Source organism: Photobacterium lipolyticum (assembly GCF_003026475.1).
Taxonomy (GTDB): domain Bacteria; phylum Pseudomonadota; class Gammaproteobacteria; order Enterobacterales; family Vibrionaceae; genus Photobacterium; species Photobacterium lipolyticum.
This window is the reverse complement of record NZ_PYMC01000025.1, coordinates 13,613-35,454: the sequence shown is the minus strand read 5'-3', so window position 1 is coordinate 35,454 and position 21,842 is coordinate 13,613. Positions and strand designations below refer to the sequence as shown.

The window sequence follows — 21,842 nt, the reverse complement described above, 5'->3', positions numbered from 1 at the left end:
TTCCTGCCAACATGGATCTGCTTATGTCCAAAGGTACAACCGATTTACCGGTCGATCCTTTCCGCGATCGCGAAGCATCAAACTACGAAAACCCAATTCCAAGCCGCGAACTTCTGCTGGAAGTCATTCGAGGCTTTACGGCCCCGGTTAGCCGTGATCAGTTATTTGCTGAGTTACAGCTAGAAGGGGACGATCAATATGAAGGCTTGCGTCGTCGCCTGCGTGCGATGGAGCGTGACGGCCAGCTCGTTTTTACTCGCCGCCAGTGTTATGCCCTGCCGGAACGTCTTGATTTGATCAAAGGCCATGTTATTGGTCATCGTGATGGCTTTGGTTTTGTCCGCCCCGAAGGCGTCGGAACGAAAGAAGATTTAATGTTACCGCACCACCAGATGCGTGGTGTGATCCATGGTGACTATATTCTTGCCCAAGTTGCTGGAGTCGATAAGCGCGGCCGTCGTGAAGGCCGTGTGGTACGTGTTTTACAAGAGAATACCGCACCGATTGTCGGTCGTTTCTTTATTGAAGATAGCATGGGATTTGTCGTCCCGGATGACTCTCGTATCGCCCAGGATATTGTCATTCCAAACGATCAGCGCATGGGCGCACGGATGGGCAATGTGGTGGTGGTTGAAATTAACCAGCGCGCAACCCGCCAGTACAATGCTGTGGGGAAAGTGGTCGAAGTGCTGGGTGAAAGTATGGCACCGGGCATGGAAATCGAAATTGCGCTGCGTACTCATAACATTCCGAATGAGTGGCCCGTTGAAGTCGAAGACCAGATCCAAGGCTTAGCTGAAGAAGTGCCGGAAGACGCGAAGCAGGGACGTGTCGATTTGCGTGACCTGCCATTGGTGACTATCGATGGTGAAGATGCGCGTGACTTTGATGATGCCGTCTATTGTGAACGCAACACATCCGGTGGCTGGCGTTTATGGGTCGCAATCGCGGATGTAAGCCACTATGTACGCCCTGATTCAGCACTAGATAAAGAGGCAGTCAAGCGTGGTAACTCGGTATATTTCCCTTCTCAGGTGATCCCGATGTTGCCGGAGGTTCTGTCGAACGGCTTATGTTCACTGAACCCCCAGGTTGATCGCCTGTGTATGGTGTGTGAAATGACCATTTCTGATTCGGGTGACCTTTCGGGCTACACACACTATGAAGCGGTCATGAATTCCCATGCTCGTTTGACTTATACCAAAGTCAGCAAGATGCTCGATGGCGATGAAGAGCTGCGTGAACGATATCAGCCTCTGGTACCGCATCTGCAAGAACTGTATGCGATGTACAAGGTGCTTAAAAAGTCACGCGATCAGCGCGGTGCGATTGAGTTTGAAACCATCGAAACCAAGTTTATCTTTAATGCCGACCGTAAAATCGATCGTATTGAGCCTGCAGAGCGTAACGATGCCCATAAGATCATTGAAGAATGTATGATTATGGCCAATGTTGCTTCTGCCCGTTTTGTCGAGAAGATGAAAGAACCCGCGTTATACCGTGTCCATGATGTCCCGGGTGAAGAACGCTTAACGGGGTTTCGCGATTTCTTGGGCGAGCTGGGGCTGAATTTGAGTGGCGGTCTTGAACCGTCGCCACGTGACTATGCTGATTTAGCACACGCTATCCATAATCGTCCGGATAAAGAGCTGATCCAGACAATGCTCTTGCGTTCGATGAAGCAAGCTCTCTATCAGGCAGACAACGGTGGTCACTTTGGCTTGGCGCTGAAGCAGTATGCGCACTTTACTTCGCCAATTCGTCGTTATCCTGATCTGACGTTGCACCGTGCGCTGAAGTATTTAATCGCCAAGCGGGAAGGTCAAAACACCGATCGCTGGACACCAACTGGCGGCTATCACTACTCGCATGACGATATTGATGCCATCGGCGATCAATGCTCAATGACGGAACGCCGTGCCGATGATGCCACCCGGGATGTGGCAGACTGGCTAAAATGCGAATACATGCAAGATCATGTCGGTGATGAATTTGAAGGGGTGATTGCCAATGTTACTGGCTTTGGTTTCTTCGTTCGTCTGAAAGAACTGAATATTGATGGCTTGGTGCATATTTCCAACTTAGCCAATGATTACTATCAGTTCGATGCGATTGGCCAGCGTTTGATCGGTGACAGCTCGGGTCAGATTTATCGTTTAGGCGATACGGTGCATGTGAAAGTGGCATCGATTAACCTCAATGATCGCCAAATCGATTTTGATATTGTCGGCAGTGATCGTAAACCGCGTGGTGCGGGTAAAACCGACAAGCAGCGTGAGAAGCAGCAACGGATGCGTAAGGCGGAAGGTATGCGCTCATCGAGCCATAATAAGAAAGTCTTCCGCGTTGAAGAAGGTGAAGCCAAGGCCGAACACCGTGCTAAGTCGAAGAAAGTACGGTCGTCTGTTCGTCAGAAGCTGAAAGCAGGAGCGGTACCGAAGCTTGAGGGCGATAAAGCGTCAGCGGCTGATGGTGCCGATGGCAAGGCTAAGAAAACGAGAAAGAAATCGTCTAAGGCACGCAAGGCTAAACAGCGTGCTGGCAAAAAAGAACGGGCAGAAAAGAAGACTAAGTAATGAGTAATGAAATGATTTTCGGCATTCACGCCGTGAAAGCCGTGTTAGCGTCAGATCCTGCGCGCTTTATTGAAGTTTTCGTGCTGAAAGGACGTCAGGACGATCGCTTAATGCCTTTGCTGACGGAATTGCAAACATTGGGTATTACTATCCAGGAGGCAGGCCGGAAAGCGTTGGATGATAAATCCCGTGGGGCTTCTCATCAAGGTATCATTGCACGGGTTAAGCCGGGCAAGCAGTATAATGAAAATGATCTGGATTCCCTTTTAGCGGGTAAGGAAAATCCACTTCTGCTGGTGCTGGACGGGGTAACCGATCCGCATAATTTGGGGGCCTGCCTGCGTAATGCTGATGCCGCTGGTGCGGTGGCCGTGATTGTACCGAAAGACCGCTCTGCACAGTTGAATGCAACAGCCAGTAAAGTGGCTTGTGGCGCCGCAGAAGTGGTGCCATTGGTACGCGTGACTAACTTGGCCCGAACTTTACGTGCACTGCAAGAGCAGGGTATTTGGGTGGTAGGTACCGCAGGTGAAGCGATCCATGACGTTTATCACAGCAAGTTGACTGGTCCGCTGGCGATTGTGATGGGGGCTGAAGGCGAAGGTATGCGTCGCCTGACTCGCGAAACCTGTGATGATCTGATCAAAATTCCGATGGCAGGTTCAGTATCGAGTCTGAACGTATCGGTCGCAACGGGCATTTGTCTGTTTGAGGCGGTACGCCAGCGTCAGGGCGCTTAACCGCGGAGACGCGGAGACGCGGAAAAGCAGGTCCTAGGCCTTAGAATGAGCAGAAGCGGAGTTTTCATGACGCTTCTGTTTTTTTATTTTTGTCTGGCTCTTAATTATCCAAGTCTATCCTGCCTGCTGGAACCGGCCGGAAAAAGTCTCCTTCTTACCAGCCTCGCTACTCGAACCTCATAACTTCCCGCCGAACCATAAAAACCCCTTGCGTCGATTGGCCATTCTCTGTACTATTCAGCGTCCAAATTCTCGGTTCTTTTTTTAGTTCCTTGCTTCCTCTGGATAACCGAGCCAACTCAGGAAGCTGATTAATCCGTAAGGAGCAACCAATGCGTCATTACGAAATCGTATTCATGGTGCACCCTGATCAAAGCGAACAGGTTGCAGGCATGATCGAACGTTACACTGGTTCAATCAAAGATTCTGGTGGTCAGATTCACCGTCTAGAAGATTGGGGCCGCCGTCAAATGGCTTACCCAATCAACAAACTGCACAAAGCACACTATGTTCTTATGAACGTTGAAGCTGAGCAGGCTGTAATTGACGAGCTTGAGTCTACTTTCCGTTTCAACGACGCCGTGATCCGTAACATGATCATGCGCACGAAAAACGCTGTTACTGAGCCATCTCCAATGATGAAGGCTAAAGAAGAGCGTTTCACTAAACGTGACGACCGCGAAGAGCGTTCAGATCGTTCAGAGCGTTCAGAAGCTCCAGCGGAAGCTGAAGGTGAAGCTGCAGCTGAGTAATTTGTAATCATGACCAATCGTCTGGAGTTATCTGGCATTATTGCCAAAGACCCCAAACGGAGCCAATCCCCGGCAGGCGTTCCTCATTGTCACTTTGTGCTTGAGCATCGTTCTTACCAACGGGAAGCTGACTTACCTCGACAGGTGTATTGTTACATCAACGTAGTCGTCAGTGGTAAAGGTCAACAAATGCTCACTCAAGATTTAGCTGTTGGCAGTCACATTAAGGTAGCGGGATTTATCTCATACCAAACCGGCCGAAATGGTATCGGTAAATTAGTGTTACATGCCGACCACATTGAAATATTTTGTTCAGGAGATTAGCCCATGGCACGTTTCTTCCGTCGTCGTAAATTCTGCCGTTTCACTGCAGAAGACGTACAAGAGATTGACTACAAAGACGTAGTTACTCTAAAAAACTACATTACTGAAGCTGGTAAAATTGTACCTAGCCGTATCACTGGTACTCGCGCTAAATACCAGCGTCAGCTAGCTCGCGCTATCAAGCGTTCTCGTTACCTAGCACTTCTACCGTACACAGATAAGCATCTGTAAGCAGTATTAGTTTTTAGACTTATATAGAGGACAAGATAATGCAAGTTATTCTACTTGATAAAATCGGTAACCTTGGTGGCCTAGGCGATCAGGTAAACGTTAAGTCTGGTTACGCTCGTAACTTCCTTATCCCACAGGGTAAGGCTGTTATGGCAACTAAATCTAACGTAGAAATGTTCGAAGTTCGTCGTGCAGAGCTAGAAGCTAAAGTTGCTGAGCAACTTACTGCTGCACAAGCACGCGCTGAGAAATTAAGCGCTCTAGAAGCGGTAGTTATCGCTTCTAAAGCTGGTGACGAAGGTAAACTATTCGGTTCTATCGGTACTCGCGACATCGCTGACGCTATTACAGCGGCAGGTGTTGAAGTAGTGAAGAGCGAAGTTCGTTTACCTGAAGGCGCACTACGTACTACTGGCGAATTCGAAGTTAGCATTCAGCTACACTCTGAAGTATTCGCAACTGTTAACCTAACTGTTGTTGCTGCAGAGTAATAGCGTTTTGCGTTAATAGAAAAAGCCAGCCTTCGGGCTGGTTTTTTTATGTCTGTAATTTAGCCTTTTCGGTATTAAATCTTAAACAGCAAATTGATAGTCATGGTGGAGTCGCGTTTTTCCAGTCCCTCAGGCACCCAGCTATTTAATTTTTGAGTATTACTGAATTTGATCGCGATATGTTCAGTGATCGAACTGGTCAGGTTTATTTCACTTTCCAGTGTGCTGTTACTATTGCCGGCAATTCCGGTGAAGCGAGCATTCAATTCGATGTTTTTGGCGGGCTTCCAGGTGAATTTCGTACTGCTCCTGATGATTGGTTCATCGACCGTTTCCGGTACGACGATATCGTCATCGTCAATTTCATCAATGTTCGGTTCCTGATGGCGGTAACCCGGGCCAGCTTCTACTTCGAGTAAAAAAGTCTCAAGTCGCAATAACTGGTAACCCAAACCGGTTGAAAGGGTAAAATCGGTAAAGTATGGGCCATATTTATCATCAACATAATTGGCGTTGCCTAAGATGTAGGCCCGCTCATTAAGCTTCATATCGCTTTGCAGCTCTAACTCCCCTTTACGTTTATCTTCCTCGCCATCCTTATCAACCAACAGGTATTTCGCCTCGCCCTGGTAACGATATTGATTCTTGACATAAGTCAGCCCTAAACGGCTGTTCAGTGATTGCGAGTCAGAGTTGCCTGATAGCGACTGATAACCCAGTTCGACTTCAGTTGATAAAGGGGAGGGAGGGAGGTTCGGTGCATCGTCCTCTTCATCGGCATAGGCTGCAGTATTGGCAAGCAGTAGCAGGGCGAGTAAATATCTTGCCAAGAGTTTTCCTTTTGTTCGTGTCATTGCTGGTGGTTAATAGTTCGACATATTTCTGGCCTCGCAGTTTACCTTAATAATGTCAGCGTTTGGTCAGGAATCGCTGAGACGTACGTCTTGCTGCCAGAAAAAGCGTCATAATAACCACATGAGTGAAAGCCCCATCTTTTTATTTATCGATAAGTAGATGTGGCATGAATAAGGTATACTAGTCGGCTTAGTTTCCGGCAATCACGCAATTCCTATGGCAGATAACAGCAAACCGAGTAAATCCAGAGATACCCAGATGGAAGCCATCAAAATGCCTCCGCATTCATTGGAAGCCGAGCAGTCCGTGCTGGGTGGCTTGATGCTGGATAATGAAAAGTGGGATACCGTAGCAGGCAAAGTGGTCGCGAAAGACTTTTACAGCCGTCCCCACCGTATTATTTTTGAAGCAACGTCGTTTTTACTCGATGGTGGCCAGCCGCTCGATCTGATCACTTTATCTGAGCATCTGGAACGTGCCGATAAGCTTGAAGGTGTCGGGGGATTTGCTTATCTGGCAGAGCTTGCGAAAAATACACCATCAGCGGCGAATATTTCCGCTTATGCAGAGATTGTGCGTGAGCGTGCCCTGATCCGCGATATGATTGGTGTTGCCAATGAAATTGCTGATGCGGGGTATGATCCGCAAGGGCGAACCAGTGAAGATCTGCTCGATATGGCAGAGAGTAAAGTTTTCGCGATTGCTGAGCAGCGTTCTGATGAAAATGAAGGCCCGCAGAATGTAGATACTATTCTGGAAAAAACCTTAGAAAGAATCGAGCTCCTGTATCAATCGCCGCAAGACGGTGTGACCGGGGTTTCAACCGGCTTCAGTGATCTGAATAAGAAAACTGCCGGTCTGCAAGGCTCTGATTTGATCATCGTCGCGGCCCGTCCTTCGATGGGTAAAACCACCTTTGCGATGAACTTATGCGAAAACGCTGCGATGGATCAGGAAAAACCGGTACTGATCTTCTCGCTGGAGATGCCCGCGGAACAAATCATGATGCGTATGCTGGCGTCACTATCGCGGGTCGATCAGACTAAAATCCGTACCGGCCAGCTGGACGATGAAGACTGGGCACGTATTTCGTCAACGATGGGTATTCTGATGCAGAAGAAGAATATGTTCATCGATGACAGCTCTGGCCTGACGCCGACCGATGTCCGTTCTCGTGCCCGCCGTATCGCTCGTGATAACGGTGGCCTGAGTATGATCATGATCGACTACCTTCAGCTGATGCGAGTACCAGGACTGCAGGATAATCGTACTCTGGAAATTTCGGAGATCTCCCGCTCGCTTAAAGCACTGGCCAAAGAACTGAATGTGCCGGTAGTGGCACTTTCTCAGCTTAACCGTTCCTTGGAGCAACGTGCTGATAAACGCCCTATCAACTCAGATTTGCGTGAATCGGGAGCGATCGAGCAGGATGCCGACTTGATCATGTTCATTTACCGGGACGAAGTGTATAACGAAGAAAGTGCGCTGAAAGGGATTGCAGAAATAATTATCGGTAAGCAGCGAAATGGTCCAATCGGTTCGGTTCGCCTGACTTTCCAAGGCCAGTTCTCGCGTTTTGATAACTACGCAGGCCCTGCATTCGACGAAGAGTGATTTACGCATAATAACTAGGGATTTCTGATGAAAGCGGCGACAGCTTATATCAATACTGAAGCTCTTACACACAACATTCGTCAGCTCCGTTTACAGGCACCAAACAGTAAACTTCTGGCAGTGGTAAAGGCAAATGGCTACGGCCATGGTCTGTTATATGTAGCAAAAAGTTTACCTGATGCCGATGCCTTTGGTGTGGCCCGCATTGAAGAAGCCCTGACGTTACGTGCCGGCGGGGTGGTCAAACCTATCTTGTTGTTAGAAGGCTTCTATGGCGCGTCGGATCTGCCTGTTCTGGTAACCAATAATATCCATACCGTCGTGCATTCCGTCGAGCAGTTGGAAGCATTAGAGCAGGCTCAGTTAGATAATCAGGCGGTTGTCTGGTTAAAGATTGATACTGGCATGCACCGCTTAGGGGTACGTCCTGAGCAGTTCTCTGATTTTGTACAGCGCCTTCATGCCTGTGCCAATGTTGCCAAGCCACTGCGTTATATGAGTCACTTCGGCTGTGCTGATGAGCTAGACAGTGATGTGACCCGTCAACAAATTAATACGTTTCTGGCGCTGACGGAAGGCCGTCGCGGCGAGCGTTCATTGGCGGCCTCTGCCGGTATTTTGGCCTGGCCAGAGAGCCAGCTCGAGTGGATTCGCCCCGGCATTATTATGTATGGCGTATCACCGTTTACCGGTGCTGAGCGATCAGCCGAAGCCTTTAACCTGCAACCGGTAATGACGTTAACCTCCAGCCTCATTGCTGTACGTGATGTAAAAAAAGGGGAAACGGTCGGCTATGGCGGGATCTGGACCAGCGAGCGCGATACCAAGGTGGGAGTGATAGCCATTGGCTATGGTGATGGTTATCCCCGTACCGCACCCAATGGGACACCGGTATTGCTGAACGGACGTATTGTGCCGATGGCTGGTCGCGTGTCGATGGATATGCTGACTGTCGATCTTGGCCCGGATGCTGCGGATAAAGTCGGTGATGAAGTGATTTTGTGGGGTAAGGGGCTGCCAGCAGAAGTGGTGGCTGAACATATCGGTACGATCGCTTATGAGTTGGTGACGAAGCTGACCTCACGTGTTGCCATGGCTTACTTGTAAGCTAAATATAACGAAGAAACGATTTATTTTGAGCAAGCATCATAGTTTGAAAGCCGTAGCAATTGCTGCGGCTTTATCATATTCAGCCTCGCTGTATGCTGATGGCTGGCCGAGCTGGGAACCAGAAACGGCCGCTGTGCCATTTGCCTTTTCTTCCGATTCGATGGGGTTTGCCGTGGGTGCCGCCGGGCTGCTTAAAGGGGCCGGACAGCCGCAAGCTTCGGTACTGGGGGCGGGTTTATTGAGCGATAAGGGTACATGGTTGACTTACCTGGGCGCGAGTAATTATACCCTTGCCACAGACAGTCGCTGGCTATTTGGTGCAGAGCTGTATTCGGCAGAGTTTAAACAGTTCGATTATTATCTCGGGGAGGCAACCAGTAATGATTCCAGCGCAGAAGATGCGATCGTGGCTGATGCCCGGGAAGCCCAATACCGGGTGTCAGCCCGTTATATTTTACCGTTGGGTGCCGCTGAATCACAGGGGCTGCCAGCCGCTTTAAAACCGAATAGAACGGTGACCGGACATTTTCCATGGACCAGCGGAATATCATCGTTGGAATTTCGCCCTTTTTATCAAAGCCGTGAATTCGATGATGCACGGCAGCTGCAACAGAAGGCGTTCAGCGAAGCTGACAGTATATGGGGGCTGGAAACCCGATTTGACTGGGATAACCGTAACAATAGTCGAAATCCGACAGAGGGTAGCCGGAGCCAGTTCAGTGTCACCTATGATCCGGGCAGTTCCGATCATGCCAGCTGGTGGAAGTGGGATCTCAGCCAGAGTTGGTTCTGGGATCTCGGAGCCATGGGGGAGCTGATCGATCAACAGGTGCTTGCTTTTAACTTCTATACTGGTGATATCCCAAGCTGGAACAGCACGGAAAGTGTGAATGGTAATGAGATGTTCCGTCGTCCGCCGGACTATGCCGGTACCCGATTAGGGGGGCTGTATCGTCTGCGTAGCTTCCAGAGTGGCCGTTATGTCGATCGGGCCGCACTGAGCTACAGCATGGAATACCGGATCCTGCCTGACTGGCAGCCGCTGAGTGAGTGGCCGGTATTCAATTGGTATGACGTGCCTTGGTGGCAGTGGGTGGCTTTTGCTGATGTTGGCCGGGTTGCTGATGAATATAACCTGGCCGAGCTGCACCAAGACATGAAATGGAGTGCGGGTGGGGCGATACGTTTCCAGGTTGAAGGCATCGTGGTCCGTGCAGAAATGGCCTGGGGCAGCGAAGATAGCCTGTTCCGGGTGATGATAAACCAGCCGTTCTAAATTAGAGGCGAGTGTCGAGAGTCTAGTGACTCGATACTCGTCCCTACAAACCTATTTTTATTCCCCCTGTATCGTTACCACGACTCGGCGGCTTCCGCCGGCATCCCTGTGTTCCCCTAAGTAAATGCCTTGCCAGGTACCTAATGCCAGCGTGCCCTTTGATATAGGAATGCTGATACTGTTGCCAAGTGTTGATGCTTTAATATGAGCTGGCATATCATCATCACCTTCATAGGTATGCTGATAATATGGCGCACACTCTGGGACATATTGATTAAAGTGCGCCTCCATATCGCAGCGAACCGTCGGATCGGCATTCTCATTGATGGTCAGACTGGCTGAAGTGTGTTGGATAAAAAGATGAACCAGGCCTACCGAGAGCGAGCAAACTTCAGGAATTTGTTGTTCAATTTCATCGGTTATAAGATGAAATCCTCGTGACCTGGATTTCAGCTGAATTGTCTTTTGATACCACATAGTGCTTGCCTCTTGGTTAAAGCTCTGCTGCAATCAGAGGGAGTTACTGTAATCATTAGTGATAATAGCGTCTATTATTTACTCTTGGTTTTCGTGACCTGACGCAATGAAGGTAGAGGTGGCTTCAAGTCATAATCTGTCATAAGTCGTAAAATTACAAAAAAAAAGGTCTGGCAAAACAGACAGCACACGAATTAACAACATTCGAATATCGGGGATCCATTTGGCTGTCGCTCAAGCTACGCTTAATGGATTGAAAAACTAAAAAATCAGGAACTTCACCATGTTGAAAAACATCAACCCAACGCATACTCAAGCGTGGAAAGCACTGACTGCACACTATGAAGAAGCACAAGATCTGCAACTGAGTGATCTGTTTGCCAATGACAGCGACCGTTTTGCTAAGTTTTCTGCCAAATTCGGCTCTGACATCCTGCTTGATTATTCAAAAAACCTTATCACAGAAGAAACCTTAACCAAGTTATTCGCGCTTGCTGAGCAAACTGAGCTTAAAGCGGCGATTGCTGATCTCTTCAGTGGTGAGAAAATCAACCAGACTGAAGGCCGCGCAGTTTTGCATTCGGCACTGCGTAATCGCAGCAACGCTCCCGTCATGGTTGATGGTGAAGATGTCATGCCTAAAGTCAATGCAGTACTGGAGAAGATGAAAGACTTCACCGCACGCATTGTGGATGGCGACTGGAAAGGCTACACCGGTAAAGAAATTACGGATGTTGTGAACATTGGTATCGGGGGTTCTGATCTCGGTCCTTACATGGTCTCTGAAGCACTGGCGGCGTATAAAACACGCCTTAACATGCACTTTGTGTCGAACGTTGATGGTACGCACATTGCTGAAACGCTAAAAGATCTGAACCCGGAAACAACCTTGTTCCTGATCGCATCGAAGACGTTTACGACTCAGGAAACAATGACCAATGCACATTCTGCGCGTGACTGGTTCCTGGCAACAGCCGTAGATCAGGCACACGTCGCTAAGCACTTCGCCGCGCTTTCAACTAACGCGGGTTCCGTGTCAGAGTTTGGTATCGATACTGACAACATGTTCGAGTTCTGGGACTGGGTCGGTGGCCGTTATTCGCTATGTTCAGCAATCGGTCTGTCTATTTGCCTCTCAGTTGGTTTCGATAACTTTGTTGAACTACTGGATGGTGCACATGCAATGGATCAGCACTTTGCACAAGCACCGCTTGAAGAGAACCTGCCGGTCATCCTTGCGCTGATCGGTATTTGGTACAACAACTTCCATGGCGCCGAGTCAGAAGCGATTTTGCCTTACGATCAGTATCTGCACCGTTTTGCTGCTTACTTCCAGCAGGGCAATATGGAATCAAACGGCAAGTGTGTTGACCGTGGCGGTAACCCAATTGATTATCAGACGGGGCCGATTATCTGGGGTGAGCCCGGTACTAATGGTCAGCACGCTTTCTATCAGCTTATCCATCAGGGTACTAAGCTGATCCCTTGCGATTTTATTGCACCGGCTGTTAGCCACAATCCACTGAGCGATCACCATCCAAAACTGATGGCGAACTTCTTTGCACAGACTGAAGCGCTGGCATTTGGTAAAACCAAAGAGCAAGTGGAAGCGGAGTTTGTTGCGGCTGGTAAGTCACTGGATGAAGTGAAAGATCTTGTACCATTCAAGGTCTTTGACGGAAACCGTCCAACCAACTCAATTCTGGTCAAGCAAGTGACGCCAAGCGTACTGGGTTCATTGATTGCACTGTACGAGCAGAAGATTTTCACTCAAGGCGTTATCTGGAATATCTTCAGTTTTGATCAGTGGGGTGTTGAGCTAGGCAAACAGCTGGCGAACCAGATTTTACCTGAGCTTAATAATGCGGAAGGTATTTCAAGCCATGACAGTTCTACCAATGGCCTGATCAATGCGTTTAAACAGTGGCGCAGCTAAGTCTTCGTGACTGAGACCATAAAAACGCCGCATTATGCGGCGTTTTTTTCATCACCATTTTCGTCTCTTAATAGCGAATTAAGACAGGGCGACCACTTCAGTGGCTTGTGGGCCTTTCTGACCATCAGTAACGATAAACTCGACACTTTGGCCTTCACGTAAAGTGCGACGGCCCTGAGCCTGAATTGCACTGAAGTGAACAAAAACATCTTTGCCATTAGCCGCAGAGATAAAACCAAAGCCTTTGTCGTCGTTAAACCATTTTACGGTTCCAGTCAGTTTGCTCATGTTACGTTCTTTCCTTTGAATGAGGGAGATATCCTTGCTTTACTCGGTGGAAAAGCAAAATTAGGCGCGGAAAAAGAATCAACCATAAGTGTGTTGATGCTTATTTCGTATATCGAGTCTAGATCGAAAATATGACAGTTAGAAGTGTTTTATTGTCGTTTTTTGATGTAGGTAGACCTTATCCCGATCGGTATGATTGGCGTGATAAATTGCGGCAGTAATTCAGAAGATTGTTTAATATACAGAGGATTAATCGCCAGTCAGAAAAAAATCTGACTGGGGCGATAACAAAGATAAATGAAGAAAATACTTAATCGAAACAGATTTCGATAAATGCTTTACCGTAAGCAGAATCGAAAGGCATGATGATGATGGCTCCGTCGCATTTATGAGTGATGGTGTGGCTCCGGCCAGAGACGACAGCGGGTGTAGCCATTTCAAAATCGTAGCCTTTATCGGCCAGGATGCGTTTCGCTCCGCCTGTGACCATATTGGTAATTTCACCCACCATATCGGTGACTTCTTCATTGATACCATTAGGGCGCTCACCCAGCATACGCTGCATAATTTCCAGCGCTAAGCTCTCTTCAAAGGTGATTGACATAGAACCTTTGGTTTGAGGCCCTATCAGGCCGATTAACCCCGATACGTCGCCGCGTGCCACTTCATCTTTCTTGATGCGTGGTTTTTGTGGTGCTAACTCCATAGACGCCATGGTCTTTAATACATTCAGGAGTGAAGCTAAGAAAGGGTTTACGAATTCTGCTCGCATAGTTACTTTATGACTGTATCTGAATATTTAAAAAATGGTTATTTGCTGTTTTGACACTTGTGGCAAATACCGTGACTTTCTACGACATGATGATCAATGCTGAAGCCGTATTTTTCCGCCCTCTGGCGAAGCAATTTTGCCAGATCATCGTCATGGCACTCTTCTACCGTACTGCATTGATCGCAGATAAGCAGCTGTGAACAATGATCCGCATGGCCTAAAACACAACAGGCAATATAACTGTTAGTTGATTCTACTTTATGAATAAACCCTTGGGTTAAGAGAAAATCCAGTGCGCGATATATCGTTGGCGGCTTTGCTTGTGGTTCTGTGGCCCTGAGCAAATCTAACAATTCGTAAGCAGTGATAGAGCTGTGGTGGTCAATAATTAGCTCAAGTACTTTTAGCCTCTGAGGGGTAAGCCTTACTCCTCGTTGCTCGCAAAGCTGTCGCGCTTTATCCAGCAGTTGCGTTTGACTTGCCATAAAACCTCAAAAAACGGTGGTAAGTCCAGTAGTTTACCATAGCATTCGGTAAACGTATCTCGGTTCGATAAATTCTACGAAGATATGACGGGCATTTCGGGTGTTAGATCACGCAATTAGTTTAATATGAGCCGTTGAAGAACTGTGGAATTTGATTTCTGGATGATAATGGTACGGTTAGTGCGTGATACTGGCTAGGTATACCAACAAGCCGTGCTGTACACCTTTTGGCTCCATGCGCACCTAAAAGCCATCCCTTATTGGTGGCCTCATTATTGTCATATCTCTAACTGATTGAATATTTGCATTTTAAATCGATGATCAGCTTTTTGCCTATTGGTGTCCAAAAGCTATAAATACTGTACGAATGGTAAGTCTTTTAAAAAAGGGATTAAATAACAATGAATTAAAATGAAAGGTAAAAGTAAGGCGATGTTACTTTTAACTTTTAACTTTTAACTTTTAACTTTTAACTTTTAACTTTTAACTTTTAACTTTTAACTTTTAACTTTTAACTTTTTACTTGCAGCTAGGGTCGCGGCTTCATTTTCCCCCAAGCCTTTGCTGCCATTCGTTTTGTGAACGTTCAACAAGTGAAATTTCGTTTTCCGGTTGTTTTTCTCATACGTATTTTCAGTGCTTATATGTGCCATAGTCATTGCCTCTATGTTTCTCTCCTTATTTGGGCTTGTGTCCGTAATGGGGTAGAATCCGCTCTCTTTGATAAAAGTTAACCACCAGTGGGTGGTCATTCGGCGAATTTAAGCGGCGATTATCGACGCTTAATAGAGTGCTGACGGAAGATTTATTGGGGTGCTTTGGGGTCCCAAGGGTCAAAAATAGGCAAGAACGGGTTAAAATGAGGTTTTCGATGCCAAATAGTGCTGTTGCAAATTGCGACGATTTACATTCAGAACAAACACTTAAGGGTGAGTTTCCCTCATGTCGTTTTTCCGTTGCACCCATGCTCGATTGGACGGATCGCCATTGCCGTTATTTTCATCGTCTACTGAGTGAGCACGCGCTGCTTTATACCGAGATGGTGACAACCGGCGCGATCATTCACGGAAAAGGGGATTATCTGGCGTATAACGACGAAGAGCATCCGTTGGCACTGCAGTTGGGTGGCTCTAATCCGGCGGATCTTGCACATTGTGCCAAGCTGGCGCAGGAACGTGGCTATGATGAAGTTAACCTGAATGTCGGTTGCCCGTCTGATCGTGTACAGAACGGACGTTTTGGTGCTTGTCTGATGGGAGAAGCAGAGCTGGTGGTACAATGCGTGTCAGCAATGCGTGAAGTGGTTGATATTCCTGTGACGGTAAAAACCCGGATTGGTATCGACGAACAAGATTCTTATCAGTTCCTGACCGATTTTATCGGTACGGTAAGCGAAAAAGGCGGCTGTGATAACTTTACCATCCATGCCCGTAAAGCCTGGTTAAAAGGGTTGAGCCCGAAAGAAAACCGTGAAATCCCACCGTTGGATTACCCCCGCGTTTATCAGCTAAAGCAAGACTTCCCTCACCTGACCATGGCCGTTAATGGTGGTGTAAAAACGCTGGCAGAAATTGAAGCTCACCTGATGCACCTTGATGGGGCGATGGTTGGCCGTGAAGCGTACCAAAATCCTTATATGATGGCTGAATTGGATCAGCGTCTGTTTGGCAGTAATAAGCCAGTGAAAAAACGTCGTGAAGTGGTGGAAGCCATGTATCCGTATATTGAACGTCAGCTGGCTGATGGATCATACCTGGGCCACATTACTCGCCATATGCTGGGCTTGTTCCAGAATATGCCGGGTGCCCGTCAATGGCGTCGCCATATTAGCGAAAATGCCCACAAGCCTGGCGCAGGGTTAGAAGTGCTGCAGCAGGCCCTGGATAAAATCCCCGCGCATTTAGATGTCTGACAGAGATCACTAACCGTTATTGATAGTGGTCAGCCACACCATTCGATATGGTGAATTTGACGAATAAAGTGAAGCGTGATCTTAATCAGAGGTCACGCTTTTTTCGTATCTGAATGATCTATATGGCATTGTCCCATTTCATATTTCTGGCCTGCTTTGTGCAAATATTTCATGGAGCCGATAATATAAAGGAAAGGGTATGATTGAGTTTCTATTTCTAATCGTTTTTGCGGTGGTACTGGTCTTTACCGGTATCAGTATGCTGGGTGTCGTATTGGCGGTAATGGCCGGTTTTGCCATTATGGCGGTGGCAGGCATGATCGGCATGGTGCTCAAGTTGTTGCCCTGGATCATTCTGATTGCCGTTGTGGTCTGGTTTTACCGGAAACGAAAAGCAGAATCGTGTCACCGCACGCCGCCGCGTTATCGACGTCGTTACTAATGGTGCCAATGTTGCGTTGTTGACATACAGTATTGATTTTTTTGTGCTTAATATTTCAGCGATGCGAATGAAGTGCGGTTTTCTTATACCGCATCTGGTATAGTCTTCGCCAATTTTTAAAATATTAATGAGAGCGGAGACTCGGCATGAAAAAACTCATTCTTTCCGCTGCAGCGGTTGCTGTAGCTTTTGCTGTTCCTGCACAAGCAGCAACCCTGATAGGGGCTAAGATCGGGGCGGATGCATGGTTTGCAGATGCAAAAGTGAACGACACACGTAATAGTGATGATACCGCGACTTCGCTGTATGTTGCTGTTGAGCATTTTATCCCTCTAGTGCCGAATCTGCGTATTCGTTATAACGATATTGATACAGGTTCTGTCGCGTTCGGCCAGACAGACTACACCGCATACTATGAAATTTTGGACAATGACGCCGTTGCTTTTGATATCGGTTTGACAGTGTCAAAATTCAATGCGGGTAAATTTGAAGGCGAGAGCTTCAGCGAATGGCAGCCAAGTCTGTACGGAAACGTTGAGGTGGGCATTCCGATGACGCCAGTGTCTGTATTTGGTGATCTGAACTTTGGCAGCTATGACAGTACAAGCACTGTTGATGGTCAGGCTGGTGTTAAGTGGACACTGCCTTTAATTGCCGCCGATCTTAACCTGCGTGCAGGCTATCGTGTGATGGATTATGACTTTGACTTCATTAAAAACAGTGATGGCAAAGTTAAGCTAGACGGTTGGTTTGCGGGTGTCGAAATCGATATCTAGGCCTCTGCGCGAGCGATTGATTCAATCAAGCCACGATTTTTCGTGGCTTTTTTGTTGCCTGTTCTCCTGCTTTTGTACCATTTTTAATAAGTAAGGTATTTATCAGGAATCGGACTCATGACATTAACTGAATTACAACGCTTATATGCCGCCAGCGATTTAGTTGAAGCTGTCATTGAGCCTTCGATCCAGGCGAATGGATGGATTGTTGAATTTCGCCATCGCCGTGGTGGACTGGTACCTTTAACGGATGGTGCCGGCAGTGAAAAGTGCTATCACGATATTGATACGGCCACTGAAAAGGCATTTGAAGTCGGCTTTCATCAGGTGCGTATCGCCGATACTTTCTAGTGCTAATTTTGCTGTTGATAAGGTCGTTTTCTGACTTAACAGTCGGCGAAGTAATCATCTTTACGCTTCTTCCATACTAAAAGTTATAAAACATTCTTATCTATTCTTTCTTGTTATGGCTTTGAGTGGCTAATCTAACATGACGCAATATATAGGGATCGTCGTGTCATGTTACTTAAGGAACTCTCGGCTATAGCCAGCCCCCTCAATGATCAACAAATCGATCAGCTACAGCAAGCCGCCGCTGAATCATCACCGCAGCAACTCGCGTGGATCAGTGGTTATTTCTGGGGGCTAAGCCAAATTCAGGCCCCAGGCCATCTGCAGTCGGTCACACAACCAGCAGCTGCCGCGCCCCCGGCTGGTAAGTTAACCATTATCTATGCTTCACAAACGGGGAATGCCAAAGGCGTCGCAGAAACGCTGAAAGCGGAAGCGAGCGCTGCGGGTATGTCTGTTGAGCTGTTCTCGGCAGGTGATTACAAAGGGAAGAATTTGGCGAAAGCCACCCATGTCATCATTGTTGCTTCAACGCACGGCGAGGGGGAAGCCCCGGATGATGCCATTGAATTGCACGAGTTCTTACAGTCGAAGAAAGCCCCGAAATTACCGAACCTGAAATATGCCATCATTGGCCTGGGTGATTCGAGCTACGAGTTCTTCTGTCAGACAGCAAAAGACTTTGATGGTTTCCTGAGTAAGCTTGGCGCTCAGCCAATGCTAGAGCGCCTTGACTGTGACGTTGACTATGATGCGTCTGTTGCTGAATGGCGTGCGAAGGCGTTGGATAAAGTCCGGGAAACGCTAGCGAGCGGTGAGGCTGAAGTGGTGCAGCTGCCTGTTGGCCAGACGCAGCAGGCGCCATCACCGTATTCCAAGCAAAAACCGTATTCGGCTACCTTACTGACCAGCCAGAAAATTACGGGTCGTCGTTCGGGCAAAGATGTACGCCATATTGAAATTGATCTGGAAGAGTCCGGGTTAACCTACCAACCAGGCGATGCGCTGGGTGTTTGGTATGAAAATGATGCCACTTTGGCGGCAGCCATTCTGGCTAAAGCCGGCTTGAGCGGAGAGGAAACGGTAGAAGTCGATGGCGATAAGCTGAGCTTAAAACAAGCCCTGATCAGTGAGTATGAAATTACGGCGGCCAACCCGCAGCTGGTCACCAAGTTCGCTCAATTGTCTGGCAGTAAAAAGCTGGAAAAGCTGGTCTCAGACAAAGACAAGCTACGTGAATACGCGGGTAATACCCAGCTTGTTGATGTGCTGGCGGAAAAGAAAACCCAGCTCAGTGCAGAGCAACTTACCGGTTTACTCCGCCGCCTGACCCCCCGTTTGTATTCTATCGCTTCCAGCCAGGAAGAGGTGGGGGAGGAAGTTCACCTGACCGTAGGCGTGGTTGAGTATGAAAAGGAGGGCGAAAGCCGCTTGGGTGGCGCATCCAGCTTCTTGTCTCATCGCCTTGCAGAAGGTGATAGCGTCAAGGTGTTTGTTGAACCCAACAATAACTTCAAATTGCCTGCCGATGATAATACTCCGGTGATAATGATTGGCCCGGGTACCGGTATTGCCCCATTCCGTGCCTTTATTCAGGAGCGTGAAAACCGCGACGCAGAAGGGAAAAACTGGCTGTTTTTTGGTGATCGCACCTTTACTGAAGATTTTCTCTATCAGGTGGAATGGCAGAAGTATCTGAAATCGGGGGTGGTTAATCATCTCGATGTGGCGTTTAGTCGCGATCAGAAAGAAAAAGTGTATGTTCAGCACCGGGTGCTGGAGCAGGCCGAGCAAGTCTGGGAGTGGTTGCAGGACGGAGCGCATGTCTATGTGTGTGGTGATGCGAACCATATGGCGAAAGATGTCCATGAAGCCTTGATCACGGTAATCGAACAACAAGGCAATCAAGGCCGGGAACAGGCGGAGCAGTATCTTAATGATCTGCGAAAGAATAAGCGTTATCAGAGGGATGTGTACTAATGACTGAGCAAAAACTATCAGATAACGAACGCCTGAAGCGAGAAAGTAATTTTCTGCGGGGTACGATTGCTGAAGACTTGCAAGATCGTACCACCGGTGGATTTACGGCCGATAATTTCCAGTTAATTCGCTTCCATGGAATGTACCAGCAGGATGATCGTGATATCCGCGCCGAGCGTGCCAAGCAAAAGCTGGAACCCTTATACAATGTGATGCTGCGCGCCCGTATGCCAGGGGGCATTATTACCCCTAAGCAGTGGCTGGCGATTGACAAGTTTGCCGAAGAGCACACTCTGTACGGGAGTATTCGCCTGACCACCCGTCAGACTTTTCAGTTTCATGGGGTGTTGAAGCCTGATATTAAATTGATGCACCAGACGTTAAATAAGATCGGTATCGATTCCATTGCCACCGCGGGTGATGTGAACCGTAACGTGCTGTGTACCTCCAATCCGGTAGAGTCGGAGCTGCATCTGGAAGCCTATGAGTGGGCGAAAAAGATCAGTGAACATCTGCTGCCGAAAACCCGCGCCTATGCTGAAATTTGGCTTGATGGTGAAAAGATTGAAGGTGGCGATGAAGAGCCCATTCTGGGCAGTACTTATCTGCCACGAAAATTTAAGACCACGGTGGTTATTCCGCCGCAGAACGATATCGATGTTCATGCCAATGATCTCAACTTTGTCGCCATTGCTGACAACGGAAAATTAGTTGGTTTTAATGTGCTGGTAGGCGGTGGCTTGGCGATGACCCATGGTGATACATCGACCTATCCGCGCAAGGCTGATGATTTTGGTTTTATCCCGTTAGACAAAACCCTGGATGTGGTGACTGCGGTGGTTACTACCCAGCGTGACTGGGGTAACCGCTCTAATCGCAAGAACGCGAAAACGAAATATACCCTGGATCGTGTCGGTGTTGATGTCTTTAAGGCGGAAGTCGAAAACCGTGCCGGAGTGCAATTTGAAGCAAGCCGACCCTACGAATTTACCGAAAGGGGCGATCGTATCGGTTGGGTTGCAGGCATTGATGGCAAGCACCACTTAGCGTTGTTTATTGAAAATGGTCGTTTGCTGGATCATCCGGGTAAACCGCTCAAAACTGGTGTAGCGGAAATTGCCAAAGTCCATCAAGGCGATTTCCGTATGACCGCCAATCAGAACCTGATTGTGGCGGGGGTACCGGCAGAGGACAAAGATCGGATCGAGCAGATCGCGCGCGATCATGGCTTGATCGACGATGGTGTCAGCGAGCAGCGTAAAAATTCGATGGCCTGTGTCTCTTTCCCGACCTGTCCTCTAGCAATGGCCGAAGCGGAACGTTTTCTGCCTCAGTTTGTGACGGATGTAGAGGCGGTACTGGAAAAACACGGTTTAGCGAAAGATGAGAATATCATTCTGCGGGTAACGGGGTGCCCTAATGGTTGCGGACGCGCAATGTTGGCCGAAATCGGACTAGTCGGTAAAGCGTCGGGTCGCTATAACGTCCATTTAGGCGGTAACCGCAATGGTACCCGGGTACCGAAAATGTACCGGGAAAATATCACGGTGCCACAAATTATGGATGAGATCGATCAGCTGGTCGGCCGCTGGGCCACTGAGCGTGAAGACGGTGAAGACTTTGGTGATTTCACCATCCGAGCCGGTATTATTGAACCTGTGCTCGTCTCAAAGAGGGATTTTCATGCCTAAATATGCATTAGCGGATTTGCTGCAAAAAACGAAGGTTGAGCAGATCCTTCAATTAGCCGAGATTAATGCTGAGCTAGAGGTGCTTTCTGCACCGGATCGGGTGCGCTGGGCACTGGAAAACCTTGATGGCGAATTTGCTCTTGCATCAAGTTTTGGTATTCAATCTGCTGTGATGCTGCACCTGGTGACTCAGGAAGCGCCCGATGTTCCGGTGATCCTGACGGATACCGGTTATCTGTTTAAGGAAACCTATCAGTTCATCGATCAGCTGACAGATCGGTTGTCGCTGAATCTGCATGTCTACCGTGCTGAGACCAGTGCGGCATGGCAGGAAGCCCGCTATGGTCAGTTATGGGAGCAGGGCGTCGACGGTATTAAGCAATATAACCGGCTTAATAAAGTCGAACCGATGCGGCGGGCGCTGGATGAGCTGAATGTGAGTGCCTGGTTCTCGGGTTTGCGTCGCGAGCAGTCGAGTTCGCGGGCATCGCTGCCGGTACTGGCGATTCAAAATGGTGTGTTCAAATTTTTGCCTCTGATTGACTGGAGTGATAAGGATATTCACGACTACCTGACCCAGCATGAATTGCCTTATCACCCATTACGGGAAGAAGGTTATTTATCCGTTGGCGATACCCATACCACACGTAAGTGGGAACCTGGAATGAAGGAAGAAGAAACCCGTTTCTTTGGTCTTAAACGAGAATGTGGCTTGCATGAAGATGATGCCGAATCTGATGGCTCCGGTATCTAATACTTAAAT

The 21,842-nt window shown here is 48.1% G+C and carries 22 protein-coding genes; 17 read left to right on the top strand and 5 right to left on the bottom strand.

Annotation, left to right across the window (positions count from 1 at the left end; all coding sequences use genetic code 11):
- The first annotated feature begins 23 nt into the window (after positions 1–23).
- The 6 genes from rnr (at position 24) to rplI (ending at position 5,114) form a co-directional block, all read left to right on the top strand.
- The gene (gene rnr, locus C9I89_RS21130) at positions 24–2,576 is read left to right on the top strand and encodes a ribonuclease R (protein ID WP_107285323.1); all 2,553 of its coding nucleotides are present in this window, start codon (positions 24–26) and stop codon (positions 2,574–2,576) included.
- Complete coding sequence (gene rlmB / locus C9I89_RS21125) at positions 2,576–3,316, top strand: 23S rRNA (guanosine(2251)-2'-O)-methyltransferase RlmB (protein ID WP_107285307.1); 741 nt, start codon at positions 2,576–2,578, stop codon at positions 3,314–3,316. Before rnr ends, rlmB begins: the two co-directional genes overlap by 1 nt.
- 332 nt (positions 3,317–3,648) lie before the next feature.
- Positions 3,649–4,068: a 30S ribosomal protein S6 gene (gene rpsF / locus C9I89_RS21120; protein WP_107285306.1), complete on the top strand. Its 420-nt coding sequence runs from the start codon at positions 3,649–3,651 to the stop codon at positions 4,066–4,068.
- Positions 4,069–4,077: 9 nt separating this feature from the next.
- Positions 4,078–4,392: a primosomal replication protein N gene (gene priB, locus C9I89_RS21115; RefSeq protein ID WP_107285305.1), complete on the top strand. Its 315-nt coding sequence runs from the start codon at positions 4,078–4,080 to the stop codon at positions 4,390–4,392.
- Positions 4,393–4,395: 3 nt separating this feature from the next.
- Positions 4,396–4,623, top strand: a complete 228-nt coding sequence (rpsR, locus tag C9I89_RS21110; protein WP_006233798.1) for a 30S ribosomal protein S18 — start codon at positions 4,396–4,398, stop codon at positions 4,621–4,623.
- Between the two features lie 38 nt (positions 4,624–4,661).
- Positions 4,662–5,114 carry a 50S ribosomal protein L9 gene (gene rplI / locus C9I89_RS21105; protein ID WP_107285304.1) on the top strand — a complete coding sequence of 151 codons (453 nt, stop codon included), beginning with the start codon at positions 4,662–4,664 and terminating at the stop codon, positions 5,112–5,114.
- 74 nt (positions 5,115–5,188) lie between these two features.
- Here the strand turns inward: rplI and C9I89_RS21100 are convergent, their stop codons facing one another.
- A complete protein-coding gene (locus tag C9I89_RS21100) occupies positions 5,189–5,944 on the bottom strand; it encodes a DUF481 domain-containing protein (RefSeq protein WP_107285303.1) in 756 nt (251 codons plus the stop codon).
- A 241-nt stretch (positions 5,945–6,185) separates the two neighbouring features.
- On the opposite strand from C9I89_RS21100, the gene C9I89_RS21095 reads away from it, so the two are divergent.
- The 3 genes from C9I89_RS21095 to C9I89_RS21085 are packed head-to-tail and all read left to right on the top strand — an operon-like array spanning position 6,186 to position 9,969.
- Entirely contained in the window at positions 6,186–7,583 is a 1,398-nt protein-coding gene (locus C9I89_RS21095) for a replicative DNA helicase (protein WP_107285302.1), read from the top strand.
- Between the two features lie 27 nt (positions 7,584–7,610).
- Positions 7,611–8,690: an alanine racemase gene (gene alr, locus C9I89_RS21090; protein ID WP_107285301.1), complete on the top strand. Its 1,080-nt coding sequence runs from the start codon at positions 7,611–7,613 to the stop codon at positions 8,688–8,690.
- Between the two features lie 28 nt (positions 8,691–8,718).
- Entirely contained in the window at positions 8,719–9,969 is a 1,251-nt protein-coding gene (locus tag C9I89_RS21085) for a BamA/TamA family outer membrane protein (protein WP_107285300.1), read from the top strand.
- Positions 9,970–10,026: 57 nt separating this feature from the next.
- On the opposite strand, the gene C9I89_RS21080 is transcribed toward C9I89_RS21085, so the two are convergent.
- A complete protein-coding gene (locus C9I89_RS21080; protein WP_107285299.1) occupies positions 10,027–10,446 on the bottom strand; it encodes a secondary thiamine-phosphate synthase enzyme YjbQ in 420 nt (139 codons plus the stop codon).
- Positions 10,447–10,729: 283 nt separating this feature from the next.
- On the opposite strand from C9I89_RS21080, the gene pgi reads away from it, so the two are divergent.
- The gene (gene pgi, locus C9I89_RS21075) at positions 10,730–12,382 is read left to right on the top strand and encodes a glucose-6-phosphate isomerase (RefSeq protein WP_107285298.1); all 1,653 of its coding nucleotides are present in this window, start codon (positions 10,730–10,732) and stop codon (positions 12,380–12,382) included.
- Between the two features lie 78 nt (positions 12,383–12,460).
- Here pgi and C9I89_RS21070 read toward each other — a convergent pair whose 3' ends face one another.
- From C9I89_RS21070 to zur, 3 genes are all read right to left on the bottom strand, one after another.
- Positions 12,461–12,670: a cold-shock protein gene (locus tag C9I89_RS21070; protein ID WP_107285297.1), complete on the bottom strand. Its 210-nt coding sequence runs from the start codon at positions 12,668–12,670 to the stop codon at positions 12,461–12,463.
- A gap of 310 nt (positions 12,671–12,980) precedes the next feature.
- Entirely contained in the window at positions 12,981–13,442 is a 462-nt protein-coding gene (locus C9I89_RS21065) for a chemotaxis protein CheX (protein WP_107285296.1), read from the bottom strand.
- A 38-nt stretch (positions 13,443–13,480) separates the two neighbouring features.
- Positions 13,481–13,927 carry a zinc uptake transcriptional repressor Zur gene (zur, locus tag C9I89_RS21060; protein ID WP_107285295.1) on the bottom strand — a complete coding sequence of 149 codons (447 nt, stop codon included), beginning with the start codon at positions 13,925–13,927 and terminating at the stop codon, positions 13,481–13,483.
- Positions 13,928–14,798: 871 nt separating this feature from the next.
- On the opposite strand from zur, the gene dusA reads away from it, so the two are divergent.
- The 7 genes from dusA (at position 14,799) to C9I89_RS21025 (ending at position 21,833) form a co-directional block, all read left to right on the top strand.
- Complete coding sequence (gene dusA / locus C9I89_RS21055) at positions 14,799–15,839, top strand: tRNA dihydrouridine(20/20a) synthase DusA (RefSeq protein WP_107285294.1); 1,041 nt, start codon at positions 14,799–14,801, stop codon at positions 15,837–15,839.
- Between the two features lie 199 nt (positions 15,840–16,038).
- A complete protein-coding gene (gene pspG, locus C9I89_RS21050) occupies positions 16,039–16,281 on the top strand; it encodes an envelope stress response protein PspG (protein ID WP_107285293.1) in 243 nt (80 codons plus the stop codon).
- A 146-nt stretch (positions 16,282–16,427) separates the two neighbouring features.
- Positions 16,428–17,057, top strand: coding sequence for a TIGR04219 family outer membrane beta-barrel protein (locus C9I89_RS21045; RefSeq protein WP_107285292.1), 630 nt, complete (start codon positions 16,428–16,430; stop codon positions 17,055–17,057).
- A gap of 117 nt (positions 17,058–17,174) precedes the next feature.
- The gene (locus C9I89_RS21040; RefSeq protein WP_107285291.1) at positions 17,175–17,408 is read left to right on the top strand and encodes a thymidylate kinase; all 234 of its coding nucleotides are present in this window, start codon (positions 17,175–17,177) and stop codon (positions 17,406–17,408) included.
- 168 nt (positions 17,409–17,576) lie between these two features.
- On the top strand, positions 17,577–19,388 hold the full coding sequence (locus tag C9I89_RS21035) for an assimilatory sulfite reductase (NADPH) flavoprotein subunit (protein ID WP_107285290.1): 1,812 nt from the start codon (positions 17,577–17,579) through the stop codon (positions 19,386–19,388).
- The gene (gene cysI, locus C9I89_RS21030; RefSeq protein ID WP_107285289.1) at positions 19,388–21,079 is read left to right on the top strand and encodes an assimilatory sulfite reductase (NADPH) hemoprotein subunit; all 1,692 of its coding nucleotides are present in this window, start codon (positions 19,388–19,390) and stop codon (positions 21,077–21,079) included. Before C9I89_RS21035 ends, cysI begins: the two co-directional genes overlap by 1 nt.
- Complete coding sequence (locus tag C9I89_RS21025; protein WP_107285288.1) at positions 21,072–21,833, top strand: phosphoadenylyl-sulfate reductase; 762 nt, start codon at positions 21,072–21,074, stop codon at positions 21,831–21,833. Before cysI ends, C9I89_RS21025 begins: the two co-directional genes overlap by 8 nt.
- The last annotated feature ends 9 nt before the right edge of the window (positions 21,834–21,842 follow it).